The 13979-nt window shown below is 65.7% G+C and carries 8 protein-coding genes and 1 pseudogene; 3 read left to right on the top strand and 6 right to left on the bottom strand.

Going from position 1 to position 13979, the window contains the following annotated elements:
* The 3 genes and pseudogenes from JCM9942_RS04295 to JCM9942_RS04285 form a co-directional block, all read right to left on the bottom strand.
* Nucleotides 1-1138: DUF819 family protein (locus JCM9942_RS04295; RefSeq protein WP_054657884.1), on the bottom strand; the 1138-nt coding region annotated here is incomplete at its 3' end.
* Nucleotides 1139-1297: 159 nt separating this feature from the next.
* Entirely contained in the window at nt 1298-3364 is a 2067-nt protein-coding gene (locus JCM9942_RS04290) for an alpha/beta hydrolase family protein (RefSeq protein ID WP_054657882.1), read from the bottom strand.
* A 246-nt stretch (nt 3365-3610) separates the two neighbouring features.
* Nucleotides 3611-5576, bottom strand: a pseudogene (locus JCM9942_RS04285) (OPT family oligopeptide transporter).
* 189 nt (nt 5577-5765) lie between these two features.
* Here JCM9942_RS04285 and JCM9942_RS04280 point away from each other — a divergent pair.
* Together JCM9942_RS04280 and JCM9942_RS04275 are read left to right on the top strand one after the other, a co-directional pair.
* Nucleotides 5766-6917: an acetyltransferase domain-containing protein gene (locus JCM9942_RS04280; protein WP_054657880.1), complete on the top strand. Its 1152-nt coding sequence runs from the start codon at nt 5766-5768 to the stop codon at nt 6915-6917.
* 57 nt (nt 6918-6974) lie between these two features.
* On the top strand, nt 6975-8738 hold the full coding sequence (locus JCM9942_RS04275) for a peptide MFS transporter (protein ID WP_054657878.1): 1764 nt from the start codon (nt 6975-6977) through the stop codon (nt 8736-8738).
* A 46-nt stretch (nt 8739-8784) separates the two neighbouring features.
* Here JCM9942_RS04275 and JCM9942_RS18815 read toward each other — a convergent pair whose 3' ends face one another.
* Together JCM9942_RS18815 and JCM9942_RS04270 are read right to left on the bottom strand one after the other, a co-directional pair.
* Entirely contained in the window at nt 8785-8925 is a 141-nt protein-coding gene (locus JCM9942_RS18815) for a hypothetical protein (RefSeq protein ID WP_256202296.1), read from the bottom strand.
* Nucleotides 8909-11662 (bottom strand): TonB-dependent receptor plug domain-containing protein, encoded by a 2754-nt coding sequence (locus tag JCM9942_RS04270; protein WP_157722763.1) that lies wholly within the window; start codon nt 11660-11662, stop codon nt 8909-8911. The genes JCM9942_RS18815 and JCM9942_RS04270 overlap by 17 nt, the downstream gene beginning before the upstream one ends.
* A 596-nt stretch (nt 11663-12258) precedes the next feature.
* Here JCM9942_RS04270 and JCM9942_RS04265 point away from each other — a divergent pair.
* Nucleotides 12259-13305: a serine hydrolase domain-containing protein gene (locus JCM9942_RS04265; RefSeq protein ID WP_054657874.1), complete on the top strand. Its 1047-nt coding sequence runs from the start codon at nt 12259-12261 to the stop codon at nt 13303-13305.
* A 54-nt stretch (nt 13306-13359) separates the two neighbouring features.
* On the opposite strand, the gene JCM9942_RS04260 is transcribed toward JCM9942_RS04265, so the two are convergent.
* A partial coding sequence (locus JCM9942_RS04260; RefSeq protein ID WP_304941116.1) for an enolase C-terminal domain-like protein occupies nt 13360-13979 on the bottom strand: 620 nt, incomplete at its 5' end.

The following is a 13979-nucleotide window of genomic DNA, read 5'->3' as shown; positions in this document are numbered from 1 at the left end:
GGAACGCGGTCGCCAGCACCGGCGCCGAGGCCGGCCCGCCGATATTGCTCTGCGAGGCGATGGCGAAATAGAAGAACGGCACCTTCAGCAGCTTGGCCGCCAGCCACAGCAGCACGATGTGCACGCCGATCCAGAGAACGCCCAGGGCGAACAGCCACGGCTTCTGCAGCAGCGCCAGCAGATCCATCTGCATGCCGATGCAGGCGATCAGGAAGTACAGGAACATCGAGCCCCACTTGGAGGCGCCCACGCCTTCCAGCTCACGGGCGCGGGTGAAGCTCAGCCCCAGCCCGATGAACGTGGCCAGCAGCACCACCCACACGAACGGCTTGTCCATGCTCACCGCGCTGGACCAGCTGACGTTGGCGGCGAACCAGCCCGACAGCGGGCCGGCCAGGCCATGGGCCAGCGCTACCGCGCCGAACGCCACGCCCGCCATCACCATCAGATCGCCGAGTACGGGTATGCGCGCGTGCCGGGCCTGGTAAGTGGCCACACGGTCACGCAGCTCATCCAGCGCGCGGGTATCGGCGCCGGAGCGCGCATCCAGCGCCGGCGCACGCGCGGCGAAGAAGATCAGTACCGCCATCCACACATAGCCCACGCCGACATCGACCACCGCGAACTGGCCGAAGGTGGTGGCATCGACCTCGAAGATCTCCTTCATCGCCAGCATGTTGGCGCCGCCACCGATCCAGCTGCCCGCCAGCGCGGCCATGCCGCCCCAGGTGGCACCGGCCATCGTTTGCGGATGGATCCAGGACATCAGCCAGAACGCCACCAGCGCGCCGAGCATGATGCTCAGCACCGCGGCCACGTACATGGCCAGCATCTTCCAGCCCAGGCCGAGGATGCCTTTCAGATCGATGGACAGGGTCAGCAGTACCAGCGCAGCGGGCAGGAACACATCGCGCGCGACCGGGTTGTAGAGCTTGGTGGTTTCACCATCGATCAGGCCGAAGGTGTTGTACAGGCCGGGAATGAAGTAACACAGCAGCAACGCGGGCACGAAACTGTAGAACTTCTTCAGCAGCGGCAGCGTGCTGCTGGAGCTCCAGAAAATGCCGCCCAGCGTGGCGGCGATCAGGCCGAACACGATGATGTCGTTGCTGATCAATGCGCCCGTTGCCGCTGCCACCATCGCCGTGCTCTCCCCTGTTTGCCGTGACATGCAGGCGTCCACAAAAAACCGCCGTCAGCGGTTCTGGGCATCGTCTGCCAATGATCCGAAGGATTCCCGCCAACAGGACGGAAACAAAAAGGGCACGTCCGTATGGACGTGCCCTTGCGTACAACGTTACTGGCCGATGTGCTGCTTCAGCCAGCCGTTGACGGTGTCATGCCACTGCACGCTGTTGTGCGGCTTGAGCACCCAGTGGTTCTCGTCCGGGAAGTACAGGAACTTGGACTCGATGCCTTGGCGCTGCAGCGCGGTGAACGTGGCCAGGCCCTGCTCCACCGGGATGCGGTAGTCCAGCTGGCCCTGCACCACCAGCATCGGCTTCTTCCAGTTGGCGACGTGGTTGACCGGGTTGAACTTCTCGTAGTTCTGCGGGACATCATACGGCGTGCCGCCCTGCTCCCACTCGGTGAACCACAATTCTTCGGTGGCGTAACCCATGGCGCGCTGGTCGAACACACCGTCGTGGTTCACCAGGCACTTCCACGGCTCGTTCCAGTTGCCGGCGATCCAGTTGACCATGAAGCCGCCGTAGCTGGCGCCCAGCGCACAGGCCTTGTCGCCGTTGAGGAAGCGGTACTTCTGCTGCGCCGCGGCCCAGCCCTTCTGCAGGTCTTCCAGCGGGCGGTCGCCCCAGTGCTGGCTGATCGCATCGGTGAAGGCCTGGCCGTAGCCGGTGGAGCCGTGGAAATCGATCATCACCACCGCGTAGCCCTGGCCGGCATAGGTCTGCGGATTCCAGCGATAGCTCCAGCCGTTGCCGAAGCTGCCCTGCGGGCCGCCGTGGATCAGGAACGCCACCGGGTACTGCTTGCCTTCCTCGTAGTTGTGCGGCTTGACCACGTAGCCGTGCACGGTCTCGTCGTTCCAGCCCTTGAACGAGAACTGCTCGAAGTCACCGAAGTCCACGCCTTCGAGCATTTCGCCGGCGCTCTGGGTGATCGCGCGCTGCGGTGCGCCGGCAGCAGTGCTGCTGGTGAACACCTGGTCGCCGCTCTTGAGCGAGTTGCGGGTGAAGGCCAGCGCATCACCGGCGATATCGAACGACGAGATGCTGCCCTCGCCCACCAGCTTGGTCGGCTCGCCGCTGGCGATGTTGACCGCGAACAGCGGATGTTCGCCCATGTCCTGCGCGGTGGTGTAGAGGGTCTGCCCATCGGCCGACAAGGTGATGCCATCGGCCGAGCGGTCCCACTGCGGGGCGATCTCACGGGTCTTGCCGCTGGCCAGATCCAGCGCCATCAGGCCGAATCGGTCGGCCTCGAAGCCCGGGCGCTTCATCGCACGGTAGAACAGGGTCTTGCCGTCGGCGCTGAACACCGGACCGGCATCCCACGCGGGGTTGGCGGCGGTCAGGTTGACCGGCGCCTTCTTGCCGGCGGCATCGAGCCGGTACAGGTCGAAATTGGTCGACCACGGCTCCTGCTTGCCCTGAACGCGGATGCTGGCCACGACGGTCTTGCCATCCGGCGACCAGACGAAATCCTCATTGCCGCCAAACGGCTTGGACGGCGCATCGCCTGCCAGCGTGGCGCTGATCGCCGAGGCACCCTTCACCGGCGCCGTACCGGCGGTCGGCAGCGGCGCAACGAACAAGGTATTGCGGCGGCCATCATTCCAGGTGTCCCAATGACGCACGAACATGCTGTCGAACACCTGCCCGCTGGTCTTCTTCGCCTTCTCGGCGTCAAGCCGCTTGCTGGTGCAGGCCAGGTCCGAACCGCAGTCCTGGAACACGCCGGTGCTGAACAGCACGCGGTCGCCCTGCGGCGAGATGCGGTAGCTGTCCACATCCACCGGGAAGTCGGTCAGTTGGCGCGGCGCGCCACCGGCCAGGGACATCGCGTACAGCTGCTGGCTGCCGTGCTTGCCGCTGAGGAAATACACGGTCTGGCCATCGGCGGAGACCGAGGCGGAATTGACGTTCCAGCCTTCCGGGGTGAACGGGCGCGGCGGCGCCAGATCGCGCGTGCGCAGGTCACGGATCCACAGGCTGCTGCTGGCCTTCAGGTCGGCATCGACCACGCGCTTGGTGAATACCACCTGCCCTCCGTTGCCGGTCAGCAACGGAGCGGACACTCGGTCCAGCTTGACCATGTCGCGGACTTCAAATCCGCGTGCATTGGCAAGCGAGGGCAACGCGGCAAGCAGGCACAACGGCAACAGGGCGTGACGAAGCTTCATGGGCATCTCCGGAGAAAACGGCAAACGCCGATGGTAGGCGCCCCGGTCCGCCCGTGGCAAAGGCTTGAAGTCATGCCCGGCCAACCACCGCGAAACGCAAAGCGGGCCAGGGCTGGTTTTGCGGTAACGCCCGGTTTCCGCAGGTCGCCCAAAACAAAGCCGCCCCGGAGGGCGGCTCTGCTATCCCTCTCCGTTCTTCCGGAGAGGCACACGGCAAAGGCGGCACGCCTTCAGCGGAAAGGCTGCTTACACGGCGCCTTCGGCACGCTTGCCCACGCGGTAGATCAGCCAGCCGACCACGGCCAGCACCGCCAGGCCGATCCACTGCGCCGCCGGCAACTGCACCGGCACGGCCAGCACATCGGCCCGCTCGGTGATCACGATCGGGACAGCGATGGCGATACCCATCAGCGCCTCACCGGTGATCAGGCCGGCGGCAAACAGCACGCCCGGCTTGTGCACGCGGTCACGGCCGGCTTCATCGTCGGCACGGACCTTGTGGAACCGCTCCACCAGATGGGAGATCAGGCCACCGAGGAAGATCGGCACCATCAGCTCCAGCGGCAGGTAGATGCCGATGGCCGCGGCCAGCACCGGCACGCGGAAACGCTTGCCGGTCTTCTTCAGCCATTCGTCGATGGCGATGATCACCGCCCCCACTGCCGCGCCCATCGCGATGAACAGCCACGGCAGGTCGCCGCCGAACAGGCCGCGGGCCACCGAGGCCATCAGGTTGGCCTGCGGCGCCGCCAGCGCATTGGGATGCTCGGCAGTCGGCGCACCGATACCGTAGGCGGTCGCCAGCAGGTTCAGTACCGGCGCCATGATCAGCGCGCAGGAGAACGCGCCGATACCCAGCATCAGCTGCTGCTTCCACGGCGTGGCACCGACGATGTAACCGGCCTTCAGGTCCTGCAGGTTGTCACCCCCAACCGCGGCGGCGCAGCACACCACCGCGCCGATCATGATCGCGGCCACCGCGCCCAGCGGTGCGCCTCCCACGCCCACCTTCTCCAGACCGGAATCTCCCAGCAGCACCACCAGCACCGCCGAGGCGAACAGGATGGTGGAGATGGTGATGCCCGAGACCGGGTTGTTGGACGAACCGATCAGCCGGCCAGATAGGCCGAGACCGACACGAACAGGAAGCCGGCGACAATCATGATCAGGGTCATCGGGATCGACACAAGCCACTGGCCGACGATGGCTTGGTACAGGCCCAGCAGCGGCAGCACGAAGGCGACCAGCGCGATCAGCATCCACTTCATCGGCAGGTCGCGTTCGGTGTGGTCCAGCGCCGGGCCGCTGCTCTTGCGGGCGGCCGCAAAGCCGCTCTTGACGCCGTTGAGCAGCGACTTGCGCAGCGAGAACAGCGTCCAGATTCCGCCGATCAGCATCGCGCCGACGCCAGATAGCGGATCTTGGCGCCCCAGATGGCGAAAGCCGCCTCGGCCGAGGACGCGGTGGCGATCTGCGCGGCCAGCGCCGGATCGGTGTTCACGAAGAACGCCTGATACAGCGGAATGGCGATATGCCAGGACAGGATGGCGCCGGACAGCACCACGATGCCCACATTCAGGCCGACGATGTAGCCCACGCCCAGCAGCGCCGGCGACAGGTTGGTGCCGATAAAGGCGGTGACCTTGGAGCTGCCGAGATAGGCCGACTGCGCCCAGGTATCGGGGATCAGGCGCATGCCGCTGGCCGCGGCGACCTTGACCCCGGCGCCGATCACAGCCGACAGGGCGAGGATCTTCAGCCCCGGGCCCGGGTTCTCGCCGGCCTTGAGCACTTCGGCGGCCGCCTTGCCTTCGGGGAACGGCAGCGGGTCCTCGACGATCATCGAGCGCCGCAGCGGCACCGAGAACAGCACGCCCAGCAGGCCACCCAGTCCGGCGATGCCCAGCACCCACCAGTACTTGAAGTCCGGCCAGTAGCCCATGATCACCAGCGCCGGGATGGTGAAGATCACGCCGGCGGCGATCGACGAGCCGGCCGAGGCGCCGGTCTGGACGATGTTGTTTTCCAGGATGGTGCCGCCACCGAGCAGGCGCAGCACGCCCATCGAAATCACGGCGGCGGGAATGGCGGTGGCGATGGTCAGACCTGCGAACAGCCCCAGATAGGCGTTGGCAGCGGACAGGATCACCGCCAGCACGATGGCAAGCACCACCGCGCGGAAGGTGAGCTGCCGAGGCGCAGCGTTGTTCATGTAAAGCCCTTGAATGGCAAAAAACCGCTTCACGCTAACGCTGGCTTAACGGCAAGTCCAGTCTGAACGCAGCGCTGCCGCCCTGCACGGCTGCAATCCCATGAATCCGCATGTTCTGTGCGCCATATCGGCAAAATCGCCCGCTCCAGCCTGATATGTTATGTTATATCTTTTCAGAAAACTCCGCCCATGCCCCCTGTACTGACCACTCGCTTGGCCTCCATCGACCAGCTGCGCGGCACGGTGATGCTGCTGATGCTGATCGACCATGTCCGCGAGACCTTCTATCTGCATCATCAGGTCAACGACCCGATGGACGTTGGCTCGGTTTCGCCCGTCCTGTTCAGCTTCCGCCTGTTGGCCCATCTGTGTGCCCCGGTATTCGTGCTGCTTACCGGCCTGTCGGCATGGCTGTATGGCCAGCGCCAGCCCGACCCGCGACGCGCCACCGCCGCGTTCCTGCTCAAGCGCGGCCTGTTTCTGGTGGTGTTGGAGCTGACCCTGGTCAATTTCGCCTGGACCTTCCAGTTCCCGCCCAGCACGCTCTACCTGCAGGTGATCTGGGCGATCGGCCTGAGCATGATCGCGCTGGCGGGCCTGCTGTGGCTGCCGCGCAAGCTGCTGTTGGCCCTTGCAGTAGTCATCATTGCCGGCCACAACCTGCTTGATCCGCTTCAGGCCCAGGGCAATGGCGTGCTAGCAACACTTTGGAAGATCCTGCACCAGCGCGACTGGATCGAACTGGGCGACGCCCGGCGGCTGCGCACGTCATACCCGGTGTTGCCGTGGATCGGCGTGATTGTCCTGGGCTATGTGCTCGGCCCGTGGTATGCCAGCAACCGCGCGGCGTCGCAGCGCCAGCGCTGGCTGCTGCTCACCGGCATGGCGATGCTGGTCGGCTTCGTGCTGCTGCGTGCCGCCAATGTCTACGGCGACCATCCGTGGCTGCACTTCGCCGACGCCCGACTGACGCTGATGAGCCTGCTCAATGTCACCAAGTACCCGCCTTCGCTGCAGTTCCTGCTGCTGACGCTGGGTATCGGCCTGTTGCTGCTGCGCCTGTACGAGCAACCCCGCATCGCGGCATGGCTGCAGCCACTGGCATCGATCGGCGCGGCGCCGATGTTCTTTTACCTGCTGCACCTGTATGTACTGAAACTGCTGTATGTGGCGGCGATGGCGTATTGGGGCGCGAACCATGGCCCCTACTTCGGTGTCGAGGCGGTGTCAGCCGTGCTGCTGATCAGCACCGTGCTGGCGGTGCTGCTCTATCCCGCCACCCGTGCCTTTGCCCGCTTCAAGGCACGCCGTCGTGATCTGGCCTGGCTGCGCTACCTCTGAGCGCGCAGCACGGGGCAGCGGTCCTATACTCGGCCGCTGTCCCACCCGGCACCACCGATGACCGCAACTGCCCTGAACGACGCCCGCTCCGACGACTTCCTCGGCCACCCCAAGGGCGTCTACGTCTGCTTCTTCACCGAGATGTGGGAGCGCTTCTCCTTCTACGGAATGAAAGCGCTGCTGCTGCTGTACCTGACCAAATACCACCTGTTCGGCGACAAGGCCGGCCTGGACCTGCTGGGCGCCTATGGCGGCCTGGTCTACTGCATCCCGGTGGTCGGCGGCCTGCTGGCCGACCGCTGGCTGGGCATGCGCAAGGCGGTGGTTTTCGGCGGCATCCTGCTGGTGCTGGGCCACCCCGGCATGGCCTTCGAGGGCCACGCCGCGCACCGGGTGGCCGGCGAAGTGGTCCGCGACGAGGCTGCGCTGGGCGTGACCTACCTGTCGCTGGCGCTGATCATCATGGGCGTGGGCTTCCTCAAGCCCAACATCTCCACCATCGTCGGCAAGCTGTATCCGGAAAACGATCCGCGCCGGGATTCGGGCTTCTCGCTGTTCTATGCCGGTATCAACCTCGGCGCGCTGTTCGCCTCGCTGGTCTGCGGCTTCCTCGGTGAGGCCTACGGCTGGAAGTACGGCTTCGGCGCGGCCGGCATCGGCATGCTGGTCGGCCTGGGCATGTTCGTGTGGGGGCAGAAATACCTGCACGGCCATGCCGAACCGCCGCAACCGGCGACCCTGCGCGAACGCGTGCTGGGCCTACCGCGCGAATGGCTGATCTACGCCGCGGCGATTGCCGGCATCGTGCCGGTGGCCGCGCTGATGTGGGCCGCGGCCAATGGCGCCTTCGCTCTCGGCGGCGAGCTGAGCCTGGCGCTGATGCTGATGATCGTGGTGCTCGGTGCGGTGCTGGTCTGGTTTGCCTGGTTCACCGGCACCCAGTGCACGCCGGTGCAGCGCCAGCAGATGATCGCGCTGATGGTGCTGATCTTCATGGCGCTGGTGTTCTTCACCCTGTACGAGCAGACCTACGGCTCCTGGGTGACCTTCACCGACCGTCTGCTGACCAAGGATCTGGTGCCGGCGCTGGTGATCCAGGGCGGCACGCCGATGCCGTGGTCGATCCTCTCGCTGCTGCTGGCGCCGCTGGGCTTCGTGCTGGCGGTACGGCTGTCGGACCGCAACCCCGGCTCCAATGCGCCGCGCACGCTGTTTGCGGTGATCGCCGTGGCCATGCTGGTGATGCTGGTGCGCGACTGTCTGGTGCTTCCGCAGAACGCCGGCTCGCTGACCTATCTGGGCGGCCTGTTCCTGGTGCTGCTGGCACCGCTGTTCGCCAGCCTGTGGGCCTGGCTGGACCGGCGCGGGCTGGATCCGTCCAAGCCGCTGAAGTCGTCCTACGGACTGGTGCTGGGCGCGCTGTCGTTCGTGCCGCTGGCGCTGGCGGCGCAGCAGGTGGGCGCCACCGGGCAGATGGCCAGCGTGTGGTGGCTGGTGCTGGCCTACTTCGTGCTCGCCAGCGGCGAGATGTGCCTGTCACCGGTCGGCCTGTCGGCCGTCACCCAGCTGGCCGCGCCGCGTGTGGTCAGCCTGATGATGGGCACCTGGTTCCTGGCCACCGCGTTTTCCGAGACGCTGGCCGCCCTGTTCGGCAAGCTCGCCGCCATCGACGTGCCCGAGGGCGAAGTGATGGATCTGGTCCAGGCCGCCGCCCGCTACGAACACCTGTTCTGGCTGCTGATGTGGATCGGCCTGGGCTGCGCGGCCGTGGCCCTGCTCGCCTCGCCGCTGCTGAAGCGGATGATGCACGGGGTGAAGTGAGCCAATGCGTGGCCTGCCACGGCGGCAGGCCACGCAGCTTCCAGAATCAGAAATCGATATCCAGGTTCACGTAGACCGCGCGGCCCTGGATGCCGTAGATGTTCTGGTAGAACGGATACCAGGTCATGGTCGAATCCTTCGGCCCGTACTGGTCGAACAGATTGGTGACATCAACGCCCAGGCGCACGTTGTCGGTGATCTTCTTCGACAGACTGGCGTTCCACTGCACGTACGAGGCAGGTAGCCGGTGGCTGGTAGTTCACCCGCGCGCCGTTGCGGTAGCCATAGACGCTGCCGGACCAGTCCTCCCGGTTCCAGCCCAGCGTCCAGTTGGTGCGGCTGCGGAACGCCAGCGGCTGGCTGCCGCAGCTGTAGGTGGAGGAGTAGGAGCAGCCCATGTAGTCCTGCCACGGATCACCGGCGGCCACCTGCACGTCGTAGCGCAGGGTGCGGCTGTAGCCGGCGTTGACGTTGAAACTGCCCCAGCGCCCGCCATCCCAGGCATAGCGCAGGCTTGCATCGACACCGCTGGTGCGGATGCCGGCCTGGTTGATCGCATCGAGGAAGTACTCGGTGACGTTGCCGGCCGCATCGCGCTTCACATAGTCCAGGTAGATCGCGCAGGCTGCGGAGGCCGGATCGACCGCCGTGCCGTCCACGCGTTTGCCCAATAGACAGTTGGCGTTCTCGTTCATCAAGGTCGCCGTATCCAGATACTGGCTCTTGCCCTTGAGCTTGATGTCCCAGTAGTCGGCGCTGAGCGACAGCCCCTGGCTGATATCCCAGACGATGCCCAGCCCGTTGGAGGTGGCGGTCTCCTCGTGCAGGCGACGGTTGTTGCCGCCTTCCACGTACCACGCGCCCTGGTGGTAATCGGTGCCGCACCGGGTCAGGCCGGCCGTGGTGGTCAGATCCAGACCATCAAGACGGCATTGATAGTAGTTGGTGACATAGTCGTCGTAGTTGGTGACCGGCTCGCCATACAGCCACATGATGTTCGGCGCCATGAAACTGGTCTGGCGGCTGGCGCGCAGCAGCAGACTGTCCAGCGGCCGCCACTCCAGGCTGGCCTGCCAGGTGGTGGCGTCACCGACATCGGAGATGTCGTCGTACTTGTCCCAGCGGCCGGCGACGTTGGCCACCAGCCGCTGCAGCAGCGGCACGCGGAACTCGACACCGGCGCCGTAGCGGTCGCGCGGACCACCGCCGGCGACACCGGTGAAATTGAACGTGCGGTCGGCGCCCTGGTAGGTGCTCACGCTGCGGCGGTCCGGACCCAGCTCGTACTTGGAATGCGAGGCCTCCAGCACCGCGGCCATCTCCACCTCGCCGGCCGGCAAGGTCAGCAGCGGCCCACTGACCACCAGCTGCGCCTGCGAGGTCTGCGACAGATTGCGGTTGTGCAGGGTGTCGGTCATTGCCGTGTACTGCTGCGGGGTGATTATTCCGAACAGCACCGTCGGATCGATCCGGTACAACGGCGCGCCATCGACCTCGCCTACCCGTTCGCCGAACAGATAGCGGTTGACCCGGTCGGTGATCAGCTGCTTCCAGCTGCTTTTCATTTCATCGCGCGACAAGCTGAGGCTGGCATCCCAGTCGAAGCGCTCGGCGAGCGTGCCACGTACGCCGACGTTCGCACTGAGCGTGGTTTCGTTCCACAGCCGCATCGGCGCGCCACCGATGTCGTTGGGATCCAGCGCGCGCCAGTACTCGAACTGGCCGATGTTCACGTCATACGCGCTGCCGGCGTTGTACAGGTACATGCTGGTGCGGTGTGCGGCCTCGCTGCGGGAGCGCTGCACCAGCAGCTGTCCGTAGCCTTCCAGTGCATCGCTGAAGCGGTAGTGGCCCGACACATAGGCCGAGGTCTTGTTGTACTTGTTGGCCAGGGTGTCGCCGTCGTAATAGTTGGCGTTGCCGCAGCTGTAGGGAAGCGTGCTGCTGGAGGAGCCGTACATCGGGAAGTAGTTATTGCCCATGTTGCGGCAGGTGTGTTCCAGCGCTGCCGCGGCCGCGGCCGGATCCAGATCGCCGGCATAGACCAGCTGGCCGCTGCTGTCCAGCCAGTAGTAGTCGTTGTAACCGCCATCCATCAGCGCGCTGTCCAGCCCGAACGTGGGGCGGTCGGTGCCGGCGTTGCCCGGCGCGTTCATACCGGTGCGGATGATGTTGCCGCGCTGCCAGGAGAAGACCGGCTCGCGATTGAGCTGTTCGAACGCATAGGTGACATTGCCGCGCTCCCAGGTCTTGCCACCGCTGAACTGCAACTGCCCGGTGTCTCCGCCACCGTGGCTGGTGGTGCCACCACGGATGCGCAGATGGGTGCCATCCCAGTTGTCACGGGTGACGATGTTGACCACCCCGGCCACGGCATCGGAACCATAGATGGCCGAGGCGCCACCGTTGAGCACCTCGATGCGTTCCACCACCACCGCCGGAATGCTGCCCACGCTCACCCCGGTCGAGGCCGCACCGGAGCTGGCCGCGTACTCGGTCATGCGCTTGCCGTTGAGCAGGATCAGCTGATAGCCGACCCCCAGGCCGCGCAGGTTGAGGAACGAGGCATCCGGCTGGGTGGAGCTGGCGTTGAACTCGCCACCGACCACGTCGCCATTGAACTGGGTCAGCGTCTGCAATGCCTCGGCCACCGTGCTGTAGCCCTGCTTCTTGATGTCCTCGGCGGTGATCACCACCACCGGCGACGGCCCCTCGACCTCGGCGCGTTTGATGCGCGAACCGGTGACCTCGACCTTGTCCAGGGTCCTGGCCGCCGGCGCCGTGCTGGCGTCGGCCGATGGAACAGCACCACCGGCATCCTGCGCCACGCCAGCTCCCGCCCACGCGGTTGCCGGAAGGGCCAGCGACAGAAGGATCGCCGCTCCCAGGCGACAGCGCGGCAAAGGATGGGTGCCAATGGACATCATGTATTCGTCTCCCCGGTTGCTCGACATGGATCGGTTGGATGGCGCTACAGCGGCAACGATCAACTTCCTGAAGAACTACCCGGCTCCTCGCCTTTGCAGGCCATCGGGCGACGCGCACTGCATCGCAGCGTTGGCGTTGCGGAACCGGAGAATGTCCGTGGCGCGCGGAAGCGGCCGGCGCGGCGCCTGTCGGGGAGCCGTTCCTCGGAACATGGCAGCGATGCTAGGCGCGGCAGCCTGTCCAGCGCATCGGAAAAAACCCCGATTCTTCGCGTCGCGTAAGCAGCCTTTGCTCGCGTCTCCAGCGTCATCGCAACCACTGCCGCTGCGGCGCGAATATCAGCTCGCAAAAGCCTTTTACTGCTGCATGGATGCGGTATGGTTTCCGCTCGCCAGCTGACGGCATCGCGCTGCCGGTACCGCTCTTGAACGGCATGCCACCACGTCCATCGCGTCATTCGAACCACATTGGGGAGCAGATGAAGATCCACACCTCACGTTCGGCCGTTCTTGCACTGGCACTGTTCTCGACAGCAGCCGCGCACTCCCAGCCACAGACAGCGCAAGTACTGTCCGTCCACGGATGCGACGGCGTGCCGGGTGGCACTGACACCCGGGATACGGATGCGGCGCTCGAAGAGTTCCGCCAGACAATGCGGTCGCAGGGGGTTCCCGGTGCGCAGCTGGTCTACGCGCACAACGGCGCCGCCACGCTGTACTGCCACGGCGTCATGCGCAATGACGCCCCCGCCCCGGTCACCGACCAGACCGTATTCCAGGCCGCATCGCTGTCCAAGGTGATCGGCGCCTACATCACGCTGCGGCTGGCCGATGCCGGAACGATCGATCTGGACACGCCGCTGTGGGACTACTGGCCATCGCAGCGGATCAAGGACAATCCCCAGGCCCGCACCATCACCGCACGCAGGGTGCTCGACCACACCAGCGGCCTGCCGAACTGGCAGATCTCCCCGTCCAATCCGGCTATCGACCAGACGCCCTTGCAGAACCGGTTCGCCACCGGCGCACGTTTCGGCTATTCCGGCGAAGGCTTCTACCTGCTGCAGCGCACGCTTGAGCACCTCACCGGAAAGCGTTGGGAACAGCTGGCAACGCAGGAGGTGTTCTCGCGTTTCGATATGCCCAGCAGCCACTTCATGACCGATCACGCTTTTGACGAGCGCAAGGCCCGTGGTCACGGCAAGGACGGCACGCCCGAACGCGACCGCGTCTTCGGCTGGGAGAACACGGCCTGGACGCTGGTGACCACCGCGCGCGACTACCACCACTTCCTCCAGCGTGCGCTGTATCGCGGCGAAGGCCTGCAACCGGCCACGCATGCGCTGATGTTCACCGCGTCCAGCAATGCCGACGACACCGACACGCCCAGTGCGGCCGATCCGTTCATCGACTGGGGACTGGGAGTGGGATTGCAGAACGCCAACAACCGGCCACTGGTCTGGCACTGGGGCGACAACCCCGGCTTCAAGGCGTTGTTCATGCTCGACCCGCGCAGCGGCGACAGCATCGCGCTGTTCACCAACAGCGACAACGGACCGGCCACCTACAAGCAGGTGCTGCGGCGCTTTTTCGGTGAAGGCGACTATCCGGCGGTGGACTGGTCCAGCGCGCAGGACTGACCGTGCCCGGGCGAAGGCCGGTTGCCGCAATCGCAACCGGCCGCCGGTAAAGGGCTACCCCCAGAGCGTCGGCAGACTCATCCGACCGTGCTGATAGACGATGCCGTTGTCCCAGTCCTCGGCCTGCAACCACGGGCCATCCAGGTCACAGACTTCGCACAGCTGCGCCAGCACCATGCCCGGCGCGACCGAGATCGATCCGCCCAGCATGCAGCCCACCATCAGGCGGAAGCCGGCCGCCCGCGCCGCATGGGCCAGCTCCAGTCCGGCGGTCAGGCCACCGGTCTTGTCCAGCTTGATGTTGACGAACTGGTAGCGTCCGATCAGCTGCGGCAGATCCTCCAGCGTCGACAGCGCCTCATCGGCACAGACCGCAATCGCACCGTCATATCCGGCCAGGGCCGCGCTGTGCGCCACCGCGACCGGCTGTTCGAGCAGGTCCACGCCATAGGGCAGCAATGCCGGCACGTACTGGCGCAACTCTTCGATGCTCCACGTCTGGTTGGCATCGACAATCAGCCGCGCGTGCGGCGCGCCACGACGCACTGCCGCCACAGCCGCCAACGGCGAGCCCTTGCCGACCTTGACCTTGAGCCACGGGTAGTCGGCACGTGCACGCGCGGCGGCCTCGTAACCGGCAATATCGCGGATGCCGATGGTCACCGCGCTGTCCA

This window comes from Stenotrophomonas pictorum JCM 9942, from assembly GCF_001310775.1.
Taxonomy (GTDB): Bacteria; Pseudomonadota; Gammaproteobacteria; order Xanthomonadales; family Xanthomonadaceae; genus Stenotrophomonas; species Stenotrophomonas pictorum.
This window is presented reverse-complemented; position numbering and strand designations above follow the sequence as displayed.

Bases quoted from the DNA above. Each gene is read 5' to 3' on its own strand.
- JCM9942_RS04290 (WP_054657882.1), bottom strand. From the start codon at position 3,364: ATGAAGCTTCGTCACGCCCTGTTGCCGTTGTGCCTGCTTGCCGCGTTG.
- JCM9942_RS04270 (WP_157722763.1), bottom strand. From the start codon at position 11,662: ATGTCCATTGGCACCCATCCTTTGCCGCGCTGTCGCCTGGGAGCGGCG.
- JCM9942_RS04280 (WP_054657880.1), top strand. From the start codon at position 5,766: ATGCCCCCTGTACTGACCACTCGCTTGGCCTCCATCGACCAGCTGCGC.
- JCM9942_RS04275 (WP_054657878.1), top strand. From the start codon at position 6,975: ATGACCGCAACTGCCCTGAACGACGCCCGCTCCGACGACTTCCTCGGC.